Here is an 18,222-nt window from a genome sequence, read left to right as displayed (position 1 = left end):
GAACCCAATAAACGATAATGGCGCTATTATTTCCCGCGTCCTGTTGCGGATAAATGGGGCATTGTTATCTTCATTTGATACTGTGGGTTTAGAATGCGGGTGGAAAATGGATTATCTCAAATGCGTTGAGTCGTTTGTCAGCACCATCAAGTTCGGCAGTTTTACCGCCGCCGCCGACTCGTTAGGCATCACGCCGGCAATGGTCGGTAAACATGTGCGCGAACTTGAGCGTCGCACCGGTTGCAAGCTGCTGCACCGCACCACGCGCCGCCAGGGTCTCACCGAAGCGGGCCAGCGTTTTTACCAGTATGGTCTGCAAATCCTCGCTACCGTTCGCGAAGCAGACGGGTTAGCCAGTCATCTTTATGAAAATGTCTCTGGCCTGCTGCGCATCAGCGCGCCGGTGGCCTGGGGCAACCATGTCTTAACGCCGATCCTGTCACGTTTTTTACAGCAATATCGCGGCGTGAATGCGGAAATGGTGCTGAGCGATCGCAAAGTCTCGCTGATTGAGGAGCGTTTCCAGCTCGCTGTGCGCGTCGGTGCTGTCAACGATGAAGGGATGATTGCCATTCCGCTGGCGCCGTACCAGATGATCCTCGCCGCATCGCCAGACTATTTAGCGCGCCACGGCACGCCCGAAACCCCGGAAGAGTTGAAACAGCACCACTGCATCAGTTTTAGCCAGTGGCGATCCGATCACAGCTGGCAGCTGCAAGGGCCGGACGGTAAGCAAGAGGTGGCGATTACCCCGCGGCTGATGGTGGATTCCGGCGAGGCGATTCGCCAGGCGGCGCTGGCCGGGCTGGGGATTGTGCAGCACGCCGACATCATGTTGCAGCGGGATATCGACGCAGGTCGCCTGTGTGCCATACTGCCGGGCTATTTACCGCCACCGCGCCCGATGCACTTATTACATTTACCCGGCAGGCCGTTGCTGCCGCTGGTGTCGTCATTCACAGATTATCTGCTGCGGGCGCTGAACAACGGGCAGGAATAAGTAAACCTTATTCATCTCACACTTTTCCTCTCCCGCTTGCCGTTTTTTTGTGCTTTTGGGCTGTCGTTTTTCCGCCGCTTTTGGTCAAAATTGTGACCGCAATACAGTGAAAAATCCCTCAGCGGCCTCATTTTGAGGCGCAGATCACTAAAGCCTTCCGCGTTTCCACTTCGAAGTGGAAAACTCCTCGCTACAAACTCTTAACCTGCAACGTTAGTTTTATTCCGAAGCCATTAACGGGGTACGACGAGTGAATAACGGAGCGGTAATAAACGACGCGGAGCAGGCTGCGCAAACGGCAACCCTCGCTGAACGCATGCTGAAGCAGGTGTATGCCTTACTCAGTTCTCAGAACATTACGCCGAACGCGGTGCAGCAACAGATGCTGACCTCTCATGTCCGCGCGATGGCGCACCGGTCGGTAACCGGCGAACCGCTACCGGAAGTGGACGCCAGCCTGTTTGATGAGATCTCGGCGGATTCCATGAACCTTGCCCGCGACGTCGTGGCGGCCTTTGGCAACCTTCCGGAAGAAGAAGCCTGGCTGCTGTCGGTGCATTTCGAAGTGGCAAAAGACAACCTTTAAGGAGCGAACAATGGAACAGATTACCGTAGTGATTGGCGACCGTCTGGGGAAAGGCCAGAAAGTGGCGGCCGGTGTAGAAAAAGCGGGCGGCCGCGCGGTGGTCGTGCCGGGCGTGGCGGCGGATATGAAACTTGGCGACGTGATGAAAGCGGAAAACGCCACCTTTGGCATCTCCTTTTGCGGCAGCGGCGGCGCGGGCGCAATCACCGCGCAAAACAAACATGGCTACAAAGCCAAATACGGCATGCGTTCTGTGGAAGAGGGCGTGACGGCGATTAATGAAGGCTGCAACGTGCTGGGCTTTGGCTTTATGGACAAAGAAGAGTTAGGCGAGCGTCTGGTGCAGGCGTGGCAGAAAAAATACGGCGCATAACCATGAAAGAACAGTTCACCACCACGGTCAGGGTAAAGGGCAAGGGCGATGCGAAAGCGCGCGCCTTCGCCGATGCGCTGAACCATGTTCAGGCCGCGGTGATGAAAACGTCGCCGCACATTTTACTGCGCATTGAGCCACAGGACGTGCAGGTTGTTCAGGCGCAGGAAACGACGCGCAAAGAGGCGTTTTTGTTCCTCTTTCTGCGCCGTATAAGACGCACGTACAGCGTGGAGCTGGACGTCACCGTCAACGTGACCGCCATCAATCTCGATAAAGTGGATTTCGTCACGCAATAACTCACCGCATACCCCAGAAATCACTATCACAGGGTAGAAGAGGGCAGACTGATGTTCTTAATCATACTAATAAAATCGCTCATTATCGGCGGCCTGGTGGGCGTCGGCGTGGGCGCAGGGGCTGCACGCATGTTCCATGCGCCGACCACGCAAGGGATGGGCGCGTTTCGTACACTGGGCGAACTGAACTCCTGCGAAGGGGACCCGGCTTCGCACTTCTCTTTTGGTCTGGGTTTCTTCTTTAACGCCTGGGCGTCATCCGTTGCGGCGGGGTCGTTCACCCAGGACGTTGACCACCGCATTATTCCGAACTGGGGCGCTGCTGCGTTGATGGTGAAAAACCGCAACGTGGGCGAAACCCTGCACGATCCGAAAAAGATGGCTATCGCCTGCGGCTTGATCGGCATGGTGGTCGTCACCTTCCTCAACCTGACTGCTTCCTCCGTTCCGGCGGCGTTGCAGGTGACGGCGGTGAAAGTGCTGGTTCCGGCCGCGAACCTGCTGGTCAACACCGTGATGCCGGTGATTTTCTGGCTGGCGGCAATTGATGCAGGCAAGAAATCCGGTTTCTGGGCGACCGTTTTTGGCGGCGCGGCACAGCTCATTATGGGTAACGCCGTACCGGGTCTGGTGTTGGGCATTCTGATTGGTAAAGGTGTGGAAGAGAGCGGCTGGAACCGTGTCACCAAAGTGATGATGACAGCGATTGTCGCGCTGTTTGTGCTGAGTGCATTCTTCCGCGGCTTTGATCTGAAAATGATCGAGTCCTTCCACCTGAGCGCGCCGGACTGGCTGTCGCTTATCCACAACTCGCTCAGCGGCAAATAAGGAACCGAGATGGAACAGAATAAAGGCTTTTGGTACGCCGACTGGTCATTCCCGATTTTCGTCGGCCTGCTCTCTTCCGGCGTGTTCGCCGGGACACACATGTACTACCTGTACGGCATTGGCGCGTTTAACGAAGTGGCGTTTGTTTCGATGCTGCGTTCCGGCATGGATACCGGCGTTTACGGCGCGGTGGCGGCGTTTGGCGCGAGCTTCCTGTTTGCCCGCATTATCGAAGGTTCGCTGGTAGGGATTTTGGATATCGGCGGCGCTATCCAGACCGGAGTGGGGCTTGGTGTGCCGGCGCTGCTGCTCGGCGCGGGCTTTGTCTTCCCGGTGGCGAACTTTGTGGCTTCGCTGGCTACCGGGCTGATCATCGGCCTGGCGATTGGCTATCTGATTATCCTGGCGCGTAAGTTCACCATCAACCAGAGCGACTCCACCTACGGCGCAGACGTGATGATGGGCGCGGGTAACGCGTCCGGCCGCTTCCTTGGCCCGTTGATTATCCTCAGCGCGATGACCGCTTCCATTCCGATTGGTATTGGTTCGCTGATTGGCGCGCTGCTGTTTTACCTCTGGCAGAAGCCGATCACCGGGGGCGCGATCCTCGGCGCGATGCTGCTGGGCTCCATTTTCCCGGTAGCCCTCTGACACCCACGGGCGCTGCGGCGCCCGTTACTCCTGGAGATACGCATGTTTGATTTACTCCTGCGCCGGGCGCGTCTGGTTGACGATACGGTGACGGATATCGCCATCGCGGCGGGCAAAATCGCGGCGCTTGGCGATATCGACGGCCCGGCGGCGAAAAGCGTGGATTTACGCGGCGAACACTATGTCAGCGCCGGGTGGATCGACTCCCATGTCCACTGTTACCCGAACTCACCCATTTATCACGACGAGCCCGATAGCGTCGGCATTCAGACCGGTGTTACCACGGTGATTGATGCCGGTAGCACCGGCGCGGATGACATCGATGATTTCTATGCCATTACCCGTAAGGCGTCGACGGACGTCTATGCGCTGCTGAATATCTCGCGCGTCGGGCTGATTGCGCAAAACGAGCTGGCGAACCTGAATAATATCGACGCCGACGCTGCGCGTGAGGCCATAAAACGCCACCCGGATTTTATTGTCGGCCTGAAAGCGCGCATGAGCAGCAGCGTGGTCGGCGACAACGGCATCACACCGCTGCAACGCGCCAAAGTCATCCAGCAGGAAAACGGCGATTTTCCATTGATGGTGCATATTGGCAACAACCCGCCAAACCTCGATGAGATTGCTGAACTGCTGACCTCCGGCGACATCATTACCCACTGCTATAACGGCAAACCGAACCGCATTTTGACGCCTTCCGGCGAGCTGCGCGCCTCGGTGACGCGCGCCATTGCGCGCGGGGTGCGGCTTGATGTCGGGCACGGCAGCGCCAGTTTCAGCTTTGCGGTGGCTCAGCAGGCCATCGCGCTGGGTATTTTGCCGCAGACCATCAGCTCCGACATTTACTGCCGCAACCGCATCGATGGCCCGGTGCGCTCGCTGGCGAATGTGATGGCGAAATTCCTCGCCATCGGCATGTCGCTGCCGCAGGTGATCGCCTGTGTGACCGACCACGCCGCTGATGGTCTGCGCCTGCAGCATAAAGGGCGTCTTGCCGTGGGTTTCGACGCCGATCTGACCATTTTCGACCTGAAACGCCAGCCGGTGCTGTTCACCGATGCGGAAAACGAGACGTTACAGGCCGAACAGATCCTCACGCCGCTTGCCGCCATTCGCGCGGGCAAGGGCTATATGACCGAACAAGGGAGTGCCGAACATGCCTTCGATTTATGATAAGTACCAGCTAAAACAGGTGATTAATGCCTCCGGGCGCATGACGGCGCTCGGCGTTTCCACGCCGCGCCCGGAAGTGGTCGACGCTGTAGTCAGCGGCATGAATCACTACTTCGAAATGAAAGACCTGGTGAATAAAACCGGGGAGTACATTGCAAAACTGCTGGATGTTGAAGGCGCGACCGTGGTGTCGTGCGCTTCCGCCGGCATTGCGCAATCCGTCGCCGCCGTGCTGGTGAAAGACAGCGACTGGCTGCTGGAAAACCTGCACAGCACGCCGATTGAGAACAATGAAATCGTACTGCCGCGCGGGCACAACGTTAACTTTGGCGCACCGGTAGGAACCATGGTGGCGCTGGGCGGCGGCAAAGTGGTGGAAGCCGGTTACGCCAATGAATGCTCTGCCGATCAACTGGCGGCGGCAATCTCGCCGCGCACGGCAGCGATCCTTTTTATCAAATCTCATCACTGCGTACAAAAAAGCATGCTCAGCGTGGAGCAGGCCGCTGTGGTGGCACGCAAGCACAACCTGCCGCTGATTGTCGATGCCGCAGCCGAAGAGGATTTGCAGTGCTACTACCGCGCCGGAGCCGACCTCGTTATCTACAGCGGCGCAAAAGCGATTGAAGGGCCAACCAGCGGGCTGGTGATCGGCAAAACACAATATGTGGAGTGGGTAAAACGCCAGACGGCGGGCATTGGCCGCGCAATGAAAGTGGGCAAAGAGGGCATTCTCGGCCTGACCTGCGCCATTGAACACTATCTTTCAGCCAGCAAAGAGAGCGGGGCGGAGATGGTCGCCAAAATGACACCGTTTATTGAGCAGCTAAACACGCTAAAAGGCGTGAGTTCGCGCGTGGTGTGGGATAGCGCCGGGCGCGATATTGCCCGCAGCGAAATCAAATTTGATGAAGCCGTCACCGGTATCGCTACCGGCGAGCTGGTCAGCGCCCTGAAACAGGGGGAATACGCCATTTACTTCCGTGGTTATAAAGCCAACGAAGGCATTATCGAAGCCGATGTGCGCAGCGTCACCGCCGATCAACTGACGATCATTTATCGCCGCATCGCCGAAGAACTGAACAAGGGAGCAAATGCATGAAACTGACGCCGAATTTTTACCGCGACCGCGTATGCCTGAACGTGCTGGCGGGCAGCAAAGAGAACGCCAGCGCGATTTACGAGGTCGCGGAAGGCCATGTGCTGGTCGGCGTGCTGTCGAAAAACTACCCCGATGTCGCTACTGCCGTCGCGGATATGCGCGACTATGCGGCGCGTATCGATAATGCACTTTCCGTTGGCCTCGGCGCAGGCGATCCAAACCAGTCTGCCATGGTTAGCGCCATCTCCCGTGAAGTTCAACCGCAGCACGTTAACCAGGTGTTCACCGGCGTGGCGACCAGCCGCGCGCTGCTCGGGCAGAACGACACGGTGGTTAATGGCCTGGTCTCGCCAACCGGTACGCCGGGAAGGGTAAAAATTTCCACCGGACCGCTGAGCAGCCAGGCGCCAGACGGCATTGTGCCGGTGGAAACCGCCATTGCACTGCTAAAAGATATGGGCGGCAGCTCCATTAAATACTTCCCGATGGGCGGGCTGAAATGCCGCGACGAATTTATCGCCGTGGCGCAAGCCTGTGCGCGCCATGATTTCTGGCTGGAGCCGACCGGCGGCATCGATCTGGACAACTTCAGTGAAATCCTGCAAATCGCGCTGGATGCGGGTGTCCGCAAGGTGATCCCGCATATTTACAGTTCGATCATTGATAAGGCGAGTGGCGACACGCGCCCGGCGGATGTTCGCCAGTTGCTGGATATGACCAAAGCACTGGTGAAGTAAACGATCTTCCCTCCCGATACGGGAGGGAAACCCCCCTCGTCACGTAAGGAGCCACCATGCTTACCGCTCGTCATCTGCTTACCGTTTCACTTTCTCTGCTGGCAACCAGCGCCATGGCACAAACGCAGTACGCCTGGGTCGGAACCTACAACCCGAACGGCGAAGGGCTTTATCGCTTTACCGTTGATCCGCAATCCGGTGCGCTTGGCAATAAAACGCTGGTCAGCCCGTTGCCGAATGCGGCACAGCTAACGGTGGCGCGGGATGGTAAAACCCTCTACCTCGCCAGCGAAGTGGAAAAGGGCGCGGTGCAGGCGCTGCGTATTGGCGCTAACGGCGAGTTAAGTGTGCTGAACCAGGTGGCGTCCGGCGGTGCCGGACCGGTCTATCTGTCGCTGACGCCGGATGGCCGTTTTCTGCTGGTGGCGAACTATGTCAGCGGGTCGATTGCCGTGCTGCCGGTGAAAGCGGATGGTAGCCTCGGCGAAGCGGTGGATACGCGTCAGGATCAGGGCGAACCGGGAGCCGCGAAACCGGCTGCGGCGGTGGAAGGCAGTTTTGCGATTAGCGATCACAATGGCCCCCATGCGCATATGATCGCCGCCGATCCGAGCGGGAAATTCGTCTTTTCCACCGATCTTGGGCTGGATCGCATTTATCAGTATCAGTTTGATGGCAAAACGGGCGTGTTAACGCCGAATGATCCACCCTTTATTAGCGCCTCTTCGCAAGGTGCCGGGCCTCGCCATTTTGTGTTCACGCCAAAGGGCGATGGCCTGTGGCTGATCAATGAAGAAGCCTCGACGCTTACACACTATGCGCTGAACAAAACCACCGGCACGTTGCAGCCGGGGAAAACCTTTTCGGCGCTGCCGAAAGAGTATAAAGGCACCAGTTTTGCCGCCGGGCTGGTATTAAGTGGTGACGGTAAACAGCTGTATGTCGCCAACCGGTTGCATAACAGCATCGCGCACTTTACGGTGAAAGCCGATGGTTCGCTAACCCATCAGGATGATGTCTGGACGCGCGGCGATTACCCGCGCACGCTAACGCTGGCGGAGAATGGCCGCTGGCTATACGTGATGAACCAGCGCAGCGATAACATCACCCGTTTTCGCGTGGAACGCGACGGTAAATTGCAGTTTGAGCCGGACTACACGCCGGTAGGCAGCCCATCTCAGATGGTTATTTCATCTCACCCCTAAGTCTGGAGAGCGACGTGCGATTCCCGAACCAACGTTTGGCGCAACTGTTCATGATGTTGCAAAACGAGACGCTACCGCAGGATGAGCTGGCACAGCGCTTGTCGGTCTCGACGCGTACCGTTCGGGCCGATATCACCGCACTGAACGCTCTGCTGCACCACCACGGCGCGCAGTTTATTTTGACGCGAGGCAGCGGCTATCAACTGAAAATTGATGACGTCACGCGTTACCAGAGCTTGCAGGCGTCGCGCCCGCGCGCGCTGCGCATTCCGCGTAGCGGGCCGGAGCGGGTGCATTATCTGGTGGTGCGTTTTCTCACCTCCGCCTTCTCGCTCAAGCTGGAAGATCTGGCGGATGAGTGGTTTGTTAGCCGCGCCACGCTGCAAAATGATATGACCGAGGTGCGGGAGTGGTTTTCCCGCTACCGTCTGACGCTGGAAACGCGCCCGCGCCACGGCATGAAACTGTTTGGCAGCGAAATGGCGCTGCGCGCCTGTCTGACGGATCTGTTGTGGGAACTGGCGCAGCAAAATGCCGATAACCCGCTGATCACGGAAGAAGCGCTCAATCCGGGGGTGCCTGAGGCGCTGGCTACTATTCTGCATGACTGTTTTAACCGCCATCATATTCGCCTGACGGATGAGGGCGATCTGTTTATCCGCCTTTACTGCGCGGTGGCGGTTCGCCGCATCAGCGAGGGCTATCCGCTCTCTGAATTCAGCGCCGAAGATGGGGACGAAAATGTCAAAGAGGCGGCGCGGGATATCTCTGCTGCGCTGCAACATCTGGCGGGAAAACCGCTGGCGGCGGCGGAAGAGCACTGGCTGCGGGTGCATATCGCCGGGCGACGCGTGCAGGAGATCGCACCCAGCGCCATCAGCGCCGATGACGACGAAGCGCTGGTCAACTACATCCTTGGCTACATCAACACGCACTATAACTACAACCTGCAAAACGATGACCAGCTACATGCGGATCTGCTCACGCATATCAAAACCATGATCACCCGCGTGCGCTACCAGATAATGATCCCTAACCCGTTGCTGGATAACATTAAACAGCACTACCCCATGGCGTGGGATATGACGCTGGCGGCGGTCTCCAGTTGGGGGAAATACACGCCGTATGTGATCAGCGAAAACGAGATCGGTTTTCTGGTACTGCATATCGGCGTTGGTCTTGAGCGCCATTACAACGTGGGTTATCAGCGCCAGCCGCGGGTGTTGCTGGTGTGCGATGTCGGAAATGCGATGGTGCGGATGATTGAAGCGGTGCTGTCGCGTAAATATCCGCAGATTGTGGTAACACGCACCGTGACGCTGCGTGAGTACGAGCAGTGCGACGGCATCGCGGAAGATTTTGTCATCTCTACCGCGCGGGTAAATGAAAAAGATAAGCCGGTCGTCACCATCGCGCCGTTTCCCAGCGAGTATCAACTGGAGCAGATCGGCAAGCTGGTGCTGGTAGACAGAACGCGGCCGTGGATGCTGGAAAAGTATTTTGATGCCACGCATTTCCGCATCATTCACGGCGCGATGGATCAACAAACGCTGTTCAACACCTTATGCCATCAATTGCAGGATGAAGGCTTTGTCGATGCGGAGTTTCTCGATTCGGTGGTCGAGCGCGAAGCGATTGTCAGCACCCTGCTCGGCGAGGGTATTGCGTTGCCGCACGCCCTCGGGCTGCTGGCGAAAAAAACGGTGGTCTACACCGTGCTGGCTCCGCAGGGGATCGCGTGGGGCGATGAAACCGCACATGTCATCTTCTTGCTGGCGATCAGCAAGAGCGAGTATGAAGAAGCGATGGCTATCTACGATATTTTCGTCACCTTCCTGCGCGAGCGCGTAACGGCGAGGCTCTGTGCCTGCGCGGATTTCGCGTCGTTTAAAAGCGTGGCGATGGAGTCGCTGAGCCGCTTTTGAGCCCATACCGGGGCGCTTGCACGCCCCGTGCCCGTTAACCATCGGTAGAGCGGGTCAGTGCCTCCCATGCGTCAATCTCCGCAGTGAGTGCCGCCAGTTTTTCACGTACCAGGCTGAGCGCATCGCTGCCCAGCAGCAGGTGCGCGGGCGGCGTGTCGCTGTCTATTATCGCCAGCATGGCGCGAGCCGCTTTGACGGCATCGCCGGGCTGCTTTCCGCTCTTTTCCTCGCGCGCCTGGCGAATCGGATCAAAAAGCGCATCGTAATCGGCAATGGCGCGCGGGGTGCGGATCATCGAGCGCCCGGCCCACTCGGTACGAAACGATCCCGGCGCTACGGCCGTGACGTGGATACCAAAAGGCTTCACCTCTTTGCCTAGCGTTTCGCTGATCCCTTCCAGCGCGAATTTGCTCCCGCAGTACCAGGCGATCCCCGGCATGGTGATATAACCGCCCATCGAGGTGATATTGATAATGTGCCCGCTGCGGCGCTGGCGCATGCCGGGCAGCACGGCTTTCATCATGGCCGCGGCACCAAATACATTGACCTCGAATTGGTGGCGCATCTCTGCAAGCGAGGACTCTTCCATAATCCCTTCATGGCCGTAACCGGCGTTGTTTACCAGCACGTCGATGGCCCCGATGTGTGATTCAACCTCTGCGACTACGTCATTGATTTGCGCAAACTCAGTGACATCAAGCAAGCGGGCAAACGCCCGATGCGGATGCAGAGCTTCAAATGCCTGCTGCGCGTCGTGGTTGCGCACCGTGCCAATGACCTTGTGACCCGCCGCCAGTGCTTCCTGAGCCAGCGCACGACCAAAGCCGCTGCTGACGCCGGTGATGAAAAGTGTTTTTACAGGTGACATAACGCCTACTCCCATGAAAAATGGAAGCTGCATAGTATTCTCAGATTTGCTGGCTTTTTAGGCCATATCTTCTCTTTTTATTGCCTGATCTTATGAGGTACGCGATGTTTGACATGATCGCGAGGTTAATGGAACTTGCCCCGCAGGAGGGGTACAACCTGACCGCGCTGGCGGATGTGCGCATTTTGCGTTCCGATCGCCCGCTGGCCCGCACGCCGGTGCTGTACGATCCGGGGATCGTGATTGTCTGCCAGGGCAGCAAGCGGGGGTATTTCGGTCAGCAGATCTATCTTTACGACGAACAGCACTACCTGGCGGTATCGGTTCCTGTGCCTTTTGTAATGGAAACGGATGCATCGGCAGACCACCCGCTGCTGGCGATTTACATGCATCTGGATTTTCAGGTTGCCGCAGATGTGATGCTGCAAATTGAACAGCACGGCTTTCCGCTGTTATCCGCTTCGCCGCAAAGCATGATCTCCAGCCCGATGGACGAGACGCTGAAAACAGCGGTGCTGCGTTTACTGGAGACGCTCGGTAACCCGCTTGAGGCGGCAATCCTTGGTCCGGCGCGGGTACGGGAACTCTATTTTCGTGTTTTGACCGGCGCACAAGGCAATGCGATGCGCGCCGCGTTAGCCTTGCAGGGGCAGTTCGGTAAAATTGGCAAAACGCTGCGTTACATTCATGCGGCTTATGCTCAACCCTTAACGCTGTCGCAACTGGCTCAGCAAGCCGGGATGAGCGTGCCAACATTCCACAGCCATTTCAAAGCGATAACCCGGATGCCGCCAATGCAGTATGTGAAATCGGTACGGCTGCACCAGGCGCGGATGTTAATGGTTCGCCAGCGACTCACTGCCGCAGCGGCCTGTTACGCCGTCGGTTACGAAAGCCCGTCACAGTTTAACCGCGAATTCAAACGGCTCTTCGGTTTACCGCCGGCGGAGGAGGTCAGACGTATGCAAAACAGTTTTGCCGTTCCTCCGGCGCATTCAGCGTCGGAATACATATCGTCGCACTGAAATGAGAATATGCAGGGCAGTATTGTGAAAATTGCGCGAGGAAATCAACGCAAGTGATGTACAACCTGGTTGCTGCTGCCGCGCCAGATAAGCATCGGGTCTTTCAGATCCTGAACAAATTTGCCGTCGATCAGCACGTTGATCAACCCGACCACCTCCCGCTGCGCGGCGTTCAGTTCGTCCATTTTGTAACCGGTCCACACCCAGATATCTTTACCCGGGCATTCCGAGCGAATGCGGGTCACCAGCTTTAAAATATCCGGTATGTTTTGCGGGTGCAGCGGATCGCCGCCGGAGAGCGAAATTCCCTGGCGTTTGATGCGCGTATCGTTGAGATCGGCAATGATCCGATCTTCCATTTCTTCGGTAAACGGCACGCCGGAGTTCAGCCGCCAGGTGCTTTTGTTGTAGCAGCCAGGGCATTCGTGTACGCAGCCGGAGACGAATAGTGTGCAGCGGGTGCCGGGGCCGTTGACGATGTCGACTGGGTAGTATTGGTGGTAATTCATGTTTCCTCGTCGCATTTGGCGCTGTAGCTGCGTTGGCTACTCTCGCGCACCCGGGTCACTTACTTATGTAAGCTCCCCGGGATTTACTCGTTTGCCGCCTTGCTACCACGTCAACTGCTTAGAGGAAACGTAGCAGAGAACAATCGTAGCGGCAGAAAACGTAGGCCCGATAAGCGTAGCGCCATCGGGCAATCAGGTACGGTGAAATCACTGACCGTGTGCCCGGCGCGGGTAAACGCCACCCACCGGGCGACGGAGGTGTTAACCGATTTGCCCGTTGCCGAGGTGTTTCACGCGGCGTTTCACTTCTTCCTGCTTGCCGGCGTTGAACGGACGCGCGTCCGGGCTGCCGAGGTAGCCGCAAACGCGGCGGGTAACGGAGACGCGGGACGCGTCGTGGTTACCGCATTTCGGGCAGGTAAAGCCTTTGCTGGTGCATTCGAACTCGCCGGTAAAACCGCACTCGTAACACTCATCAATTGGCGTGTTGGTGCCGTAATACGGCACGTGCTGATAGCTGTAATCCCAGACATCTTCCAGTGCGCGCAGGTTGTGCTGAATGTTCGGATACTCGCCGTAGCAGATAAAACCACCGCTGGCTAACGGCGGGTACGGCGCTTCGAAATCGATTTTGTCGTACGGGTTCACCTTTTTCTCGACATCAAGGTGGAAGCTGTTGGTGTAGTAACCTTTATCGGTTACCCCTTCCACCACGCCGAAATCGGCGGTATCGATACGGCAGAAACGGTCACACAGGTTTTCGCTCGGCGTGCTGTAAAGGCTAAAACCGTAACCGGTCTCTTCTTTCCACTGATCCACCGCCTGGCGCAGGCGTTCCACAATTGCCACGCCTTTGGCGCGCAGTGCTTCGCTGTCGTAGATATGCTTGTTGCCGGACAGCGCGTTGATCGTTTCGTGAATACCGATATAACCCAGCGAAATCGACGCGCGGCCGTTTTTAAAGATCGGCGCGATATCGTCGTCCGCTTTCAGGCGCACGCCGCAAGCCCCTTCCATATAGAGGATCGGCGCAACGCGGGCTTTCACCCCTTCGAGGCGCGCGATGCGGGTCATCAGCGCTTTTTTCGCCAGTTGCAGGCGGCTGTCCAGCAGTTTCCAGAACGCCGCTTCATCACCTTTCGCTTCCAGCGCGATGCGCGGCAGGTTAAGGCTGATGACGCCGAGGTTGTTACGCCCGTCATGAATTTGTTCGCCATTCTCTTCATACACGCCAAGGAAGCTGCGGCAGCCCATCGGCGTTTTAAACGAACCGGTCACTTTCACGACCTGATCGTAATTGAGAATATCCGGGTACATGCGCTTGCTCGCGCACTCCAGCGCCAGTTGTTTGATGTCGTAATTCGGATCGTCGAACTTGTGATTCAGACCATCGCGAATGGCGAACACCAGTTTCGGGAACACGGCGGTTTTACGGTTTTTACCCAGACCCGCAATGCGGTTACGCAGGATAGATTGCTGGATCAAGCGGGATTCCCAACTGGTGCCCAGCCCGAAACCGAAGGTGACAAACGGTGTCTGGCCGTTCGCGGTATGCAGGGTGTTAACTTCATATTCCAGCGACTGGAACGCGTCGTAACACTCTTTCTCGGTGCGGCTGCGCGCATAGCCGTCGGCATCCGGGATGTTCCACTCGCTGGCGACTTTGCGGTGTTTTTCGAAGCTGGCGCTGACGAAGGGTGCCAGCACTTCATCGATCCGGTTGATGGTGGTGCCGCCATAAATATGGCTGGCGACCTGGGCGATGATCTGCGCGGTAACCGCCGTGGCGGTTGAGATCGATTTTGGCGGTTCAATCTCCGCGTTGCCCATTTTGAAGCCGTGGGTCAGCATGCCTTTCAGATCGATCAGCATACAGTTGAACATCGGGAAGAACGGGGAGTAGTCGAGATCGTGATAGTGGATCTCACCGCGTTCGTGCGCCAGTACCACATCGCGCGGCAACAAGTGCTGGCGCGCGTAGTGTTTGGCGACAATTCCCGCCAGCAGATCGCGCTGAGTCGGGATCACTTTACTGTCTTTGTTGGCGTTCTCATTGAGCAGCGCCGAGTTGGTTTGCTCAACAAGACCGCGAATATCCTGGTTCAGACGGCCGCGTTTTTCACGGGCGATATCGCGATCGTGGCGATACTCAATGTAGGCACGTGCCAGTTGTTTGTACGGCCCGGACATCAACTGGTTTTCGACGGCAGTCTGGATTTCGCTAATATCGACCTGCGATCGGCCCTGCATCTGACGACTAATTACCTCTGCGACGGTGGCGCAATAGTCTGCGTCATCGACTCCCGCTGCTTTAGCTGCACGCAAAATGGCTTCTTGTATGCGCTCTGAGTTGAAAGGCACTTTACAGCCATCTCGTTTCATCACATGCGGTGTCATGATCACTCCATTTTAGAAAACAGGTTATCCACAATATGAGGACGCGCAGACTGGCTGGTTATTCATTACTAAAACCAATAAGTTCGTCCCATCCAGGCCCGTGTTATCCACAGCGTGTATCGCTTTCGCGGTGGTCAGCTTGTTCGAATAGTAGTCGATTAATACAACATATAGGGCCGGGGTGCATTCTAATTTCTATATATAGTGATTTGCATCAAACATGTTTGCGTTTTTATTGACTCAGGACAAAGTAAAAACCGGATAGCGCAGAGGACGGGCGCTCTGAGGAAATGTAAATTCAGGCATTCTTGTTTTGACTAAAAATTCAACAAAAACAGCAGGTTTATGCCTGCTGTTTTTTTGCGCCAGGGAAGTGAAAAACGCTTATTTTTGATGCCACCACACGGCTTCGAACGGCCGCAGAGTCATTTCACCGGGAACAGGGGAAACTTCCGCATAGTTGCTGATGACCACCTGCCAGTCGCCCGGCAGGGTTTCTGGCCGCCACGGCTGGAACTGATTGCTGAGGTTGGCGATAACCAACAACGTTTCTCCCTGCCACTGACGGCGGTAGCACCATAAATGTGGGTGAGAGGGGAGCAGATCCTGATAATCGCCCCAACTGAGTATCGGCAAGTTTTTACGCAGGCGAATCAACGACTGGTAGGTATAGAACACCGAATCGCGATCGTTGACCGCGTTTTCGACGTTGATTTCCCGATAGTTATCGCACAGACCGATCCACGGATCGGCAGTGGTGAAACCGGCGTTTTTACGCGCGGTCCACTGCATCGGCGTGCGGCTGTTATCGCGCGATTTACTGGCGAGGATCGCCAGCAGCGCTTCCGGCTCGCGCCCTGCGGCACGCAGTTCGGCAAACATATTCTGGCTTTCCACATCGCGGTAGTCGGTAATGCGCGCAAAATGCGGGTTGGTCATACCGATCTCTTCGCCCTGATAAATGTACGGCGTGCCCTGCATGCCGTGCAGCACCAGCGCCAGCATTTTGGCGGCGGGCACGCGCAGCGCGCCTTCTTCGCCAAAGCGCGACACAATGCGCGGTTGATCGTGGTTACACCAGAACAGCGCGTTCCACGCCACGTTGTGCATCCCTTGCTGCCAGTGGCGGAACAGCGATTTCAACGCCACAAAATCCGGTTTCGCCAGCGACCATTTTTCGCCGTCGGGATAGTCAACTTTCAGATGGTGGAAGTTAAACGTCATCGACAGCTCGCTGCCGTCGAGTGCGCCGTAGCGCTGGCAATGTTCCAGCGTGGTGGATGACATCTCACCGACCGTCATCAACTCGCGCGGGCGAAAAACCTCGCGGCTCATCTCCTGCAAAAACTCATGGGCGCGCGGGCCATCGGTATAAAAACGTCGCCCGTCGCCGCTGTGATCGTCGGGGAAATCCTGCTGTTTGGAGATTAAATTCACCACATCGAGACGCAAACCATCGACACCGCGATCGGCCCAGAAGGTGCAGACTTTTTTCAGCTCGTCGCGTACCGCCGGGTTTTCCCAGTTGAGATCTGCCTGCTCTGGCGCGAACAGATGCAAATAGTAATGGCCGCTCTGGCTGTGCCAGCGCCATGCGCTGCCGCCGAATTTCGAACGCCAGTTATTCGGCGGCGTTTCTGGTTCGCCGTCGCGCCAGATATAGAAAGAACGGTATGGGCTGTCCGGATCCTGCGATGCCTGGAACCAGGCATGCTGGGTCGAGGTGTGGTTGAACACCATATCCAGCACCAGGCGGATACCGCGCTGGTGCGCCTGGGCGACCAGTTCATCAAAGTCTGCCAGGGTGCCGTAAAGCGGATCGATGGCGGTGTAATTCGCCACGTCGTAGCCGTTATCCACCTGCGGGGAGATATAAAATGGCGTCAGCCAGATGGCGTCGACGCCGAGGGTTTGTAAGTAGTCGAGGCGCGTAATCACGCCGCGTAAATCACCGGTGCCAGTGCCGGTCGTGTCCTGAAAACTCTTTGGGTAAATCTGGTAGATAACGCCGTTTTGCCACCAGTGGGGAAGGGTATTCATCATGATTTCCTGCGAAAACGAAGGGGCGCAAACGCGCCCCAAAAATTACACAATCTGCAATGTGCCGTGACGGAACTTACGCTGATAAACAAAGGAGGTCAGCACCAGCGGGATGACAACCGCCACCGCTGTAGCCAGTGCGAAGACCTGCCAGAAAGCGGGTTGAATCGAGAGGAAACCCGGCAGACCCGCCACGCCAATTCCGTTCGCCAGCACGCCGTTAAGGCCGCACAACAACCCGGCAAGGCCGGAACCGATCATCGCGCACAGCATCGGGAAGCGATATTTCAGGTTGATGCCGTACATGGCCGGCTCGGTTACGCCGAGAAACGCGGAGATAGCCGCCGGAACCGAGATTTCACGTTCATTCTCTTTACGGCTGGAGATAATGATGCCCACCACCGCAGAGGCCTGTGCAACGTTTGACAGCGCAATCAACGGCCACACCGGCGTACCGCCCATGTTCTGAATCATCTGCATGTCGATAGCCAGCGTGGTCTGGTGCACACCGGTAATCACCAGCGGTGCGTAGAGGAAACCAAACAGCGTCGCGCCAATCGGGGCGAAGCTGCCTGTCATCAGATGGCGAACCGCCCATGCCACGCCGTCACCAATCATGCGACCGAACGGGCCGATTAGCGCATGTGCCAGGAAGACCGCCAGGATCAGCGAACAGACCGGAACAATCACCAGATAGAGGGAGTCCGGTATCAGCTTCTTAAGCCGCGTTTCAATGATGCCGAGCGCCAGGCCCGCCAGCAGTGCCGGGATCACCTGCGCCTGATAGCCCACTTTCGCGATGCTGAACAGACCAAAGTTCCACACTTCCGGCACTTGCGAACCCAGTAAATAAGCATTCATTAACTGTGGTGAAACCAGCGTTACGCCGAGGATGATGCCGAGGATTGGCGTTCCGCCCATTTTGCGCACCGCAGACCAGCAAACGCCGACCGGCAGATAGAAGAAGACCGCTTCACCAATCAGCCAGAGAAAGTCATACACGGTTTTCAATGGCGGAAATATCTGCACCAGCGTCTGGCCGTTGCTCATCGGCACATCGCCGACAATGTTGCGAAAACCGAGGATCAAACCGCCGCTAATCAGTGCGGGCAGCAGCGGGAAGAAGATTTCCGCGAAGTGGGAGATTAAGCGCTCGTGCCATTTCATATTTTGTCGCGCTGCCTGTTTGGCCTGCTCTTTATCCGCATGAGCCAGACCGGTGGCGGCGCGCAACGCCTGATAGTAGTCGCCGACGTTGGTGCCGATCACCACCTGGAACTGCCCGGCGTTGGTGAAACAGCCTTTGACCATCGGTAGCTGGTCAATCGCTTTTGGGTCGGCGGCGCCCGGGTTATTTAATACAAAACGCAAACGGGTAATACAGTGACTGACCGTCGCGATGTTTTCGCGTCCGCCAACCAGCGTAATAAGTTGTTCAATATCTGATGGATTGACTTTGCTCATCCTGGTGCCTCTCGGGGGGAGAAATGATGCGTAACAT

Annotated in this window: 17 protein-coding genes; 12 read left to right on the top strand and 5 right to left on the bottom strand. The window is 56.9% G+C overall.

The features are described 5' to 3' along the window. The first annotated feature begins 106 nt into the window (after positions 1-106). From AAIG26_RS18215 to AAIG26_RS18165, 11 genes are all read left to right on the top strand, one after another. Positions 107-1,000 (top strand): LysR family transcriptional regulator, encoded by an 894-nt coding sequence (locus tag AAIG26_RS18215; RefSeq protein WP_343181172.1) that lies wholly within the window; start codon positions 107-109, stop codon positions 998-1,000. Positions 1,001-1,250: 250 nt separating this feature from the next. After that, entirely contained in the window at positions 1,251-1,586 is a 336-nt protein-coding gene (locus tag AAIG26_RS18210) for a glycine dehydrogenase (RefSeq protein ID WP_020456287.1), read from the top strand. 10 nt (positions 1,587-1,596) lie between these two features. Continuing rightward, positions 1,597-1,959 carry an SFCGS family glycine-rich protein gene (locus AAIG26_RS18205; RefSeq protein ID WP_020456288.1) on the top strand — a complete coding sequence of 121 codons (363 nt, stop codon included), beginning with the start codon at positions 1,597-1,599 and terminating at the stop codon, positions 1,957-1,959. 2 nt (positions 1,960-1,961) lie between these two features. After that, the gene (locus AAIG26_RS18200) at positions 1,962-2,258 is read left to right on the top strand and encodes a DUF4312 family protein (RefSeq protein ID WP_020456289.1); all 297 of its coding nucleotides are present in this window, start codon (positions 1,962-1,964) and stop codon (positions 2,256-2,258) included. Positions 2,259-2,309: 51 nt separating this feature from the next. After that, on the top strand, positions 2,310-3,086 hold the full coding sequence (locus tag AAIG26_RS18195) for a DUF4311 domain-containing protein (RefSeq protein ID WP_017459108.1): 777 nt from the start codon (positions 2,310-2,312) through the stop codon (positions 3,084-3,086). A gap of 9 nt (positions 3,087-3,095) precedes the next feature. Next, a complete protein-coding gene (locus AAIG26_RS18190) occupies positions 3,096-3,737 on the top strand; it encodes a DUF4310 family protein (RefSeq protein ID WP_020456290.1) in 642 nt (213 codons plus the stop codon). 42 nt (positions 3,738-3,779) lie between these two features. Continuing rightward, positions 3,780-4,913, top strand: coding sequence for an amidohydrolase/deacetylase family metallohydrolase (locus tag AAIG26_RS18185; protein WP_343181170.1), 1,134 nt, complete (start codon positions 3,780-3,782; stop codon positions 4,911-4,913). Continuing rightward, positions 4,897-6,015, top strand: a complete 1,119-nt coding sequence (locus AAIG26_RS18180) for a DgaE family pyridoxal phosphate-dependent ammonia lyase (RefSeq protein ID WP_343181169.1) — start codon at positions 4,897-4,899, stop codon at positions 6,013-6,015. Before AAIG26_RS18185 ends, AAIG26_RS18180 begins: the two co-directional genes overlap by 17 nt. Next, complete coding sequence (locus tag AAIG26_RS18175) at positions 6,012-6,752, top strand: KDGP aldolase family protein (RefSeq protein WP_343181168.1); 741 nt, start codon at positions 6,012-6,014, stop codon at positions 6,750-6,752. Before AAIG26_RS18180 ends, AAIG26_RS18175 begins: the two co-directional genes overlap by 4 nt. A gap of 56 nt (positions 6,753-6,808) precedes the next feature. Then, positions 6,809-7,957: a lactonase family protein gene (locus tag AAIG26_RS18170; protein ID WP_343181167.1), complete on the top strand. Its 1,149-nt coding sequence runs from the start codon at positions 6,809-6,811 to the stop codon at positions 7,955-7,957. 14 nt (positions 7,958-7,971) lie between these two features. After that, positions 7,972-9,882, top strand: a complete 1,911-nt coding sequence (locus AAIG26_RS18165) for a PRD domain-containing protein (RefSeq protein WP_343181166.1) — start codon at positions 7,972-7,974, stop codon at positions 9,880-9,882. A 34-nt stretch (positions 9,883-9,916) separates the two neighbouring features. Here the strand turns inward: AAIG26_RS18165 and AAIG26_RS18160 are convergent, their stop codons facing one another. Continuing rightward, complete coding sequence (locus AAIG26_RS18160) at positions 9,917-10,750, bottom strand: oxidoreductase (RefSeq protein ID WP_343181165.1); 834 nt, start codon at positions 10,748-10,750, stop codon at positions 9,917-9,919. A 104-nt stretch (positions 10,751-10,854) separates the two neighbouring features. Between AAIG26_RS18160 and AAIG26_RS18155 the strand changes: the two genes are divergently transcribed. After that, positions 10,855-11,775, top strand: coding sequence for an AraC family transcriptional regulator (locus AAIG26_RS18155; RefSeq protein ID WP_343181164.1), 921 nt, complete (start codon positions 10,855-10,857; stop codon positions 11,773-11,775). A gap of 44 nt (positions 11,776-11,819) precedes the next feature. Here the strand turns inward: AAIG26_RS18155 and nrdG are convergent, their stop codons facing one another. From nrdG to treB, 4 genes are all read right to left on the bottom strand, one after another. Next, the gene (gene nrdG / locus AAIG26_RS18150; protein ID WP_269232411.1) at positions 11,820-12,284 is read right to left on the bottom strand and encodes an anaerobic ribonucleoside-triphosphate reductase-activating protein; all 465 of its coding nucleotides are present in this window, start codon (positions 12,282-12,284) and stop codon (positions 11,820-11,822) included. A gap of 261 nt (positions 12,285-12,545) precedes the next feature. Beyond that, positions 12,546-14,681, bottom strand: a complete 2,136-nt coding sequence (gene nrdD, locus AAIG26_RS18145; RefSeq protein WP_020456299.1) for an anaerobic ribonucleoside-triphosphate reductase — start codon at positions 14,679-14,681, stop codon at positions 12,546-12,548. A 384-nt stretch (positions 14,682-15,065) separates the two neighbouring features. Further along, positions 15,066-16,721 carry an alpha,alpha-phosphotrehalase gene (gene treC, locus AAIG26_RS18140; protein ID WP_343181267.1) on the bottom strand — a complete coding sequence of 552 codons (1,656 nt, stop codon included), beginning with the start codon at positions 16,719-16,721 and terminating at the stop codon, positions 15,066-15,068. Positions 16,722-16,766: 45 nt separating this feature from the next. Beyond that, a complete protein-coding gene (treB, locus tag AAIG26_RS18135; RefSeq protein ID WP_045514261.1) occupies positions 16,767-18,185 on the bottom strand; it encodes a PTS trehalose transporter subunit IIBC in 1,419 nt (472 codons plus the stop codon). Between the last annotated feature and the right edge of the window lie 37 nt (positions 18,186-18,222).

The organism is Kosakonia sp. PSU_27, from assembly GCF_039409795.1.
Taxonomy (GTDB): domain Bacteria; phylum Pseudomonadota; class Gammaproteobacteria; order Enterobacterales; family Enterobacteriaceae; genus Kosakonia.
The sequence above is the reverse complement of the archived record's forward strand: the minus strand, read 5'-3'. Positions and strand labels throughout refer to the sequence as shown.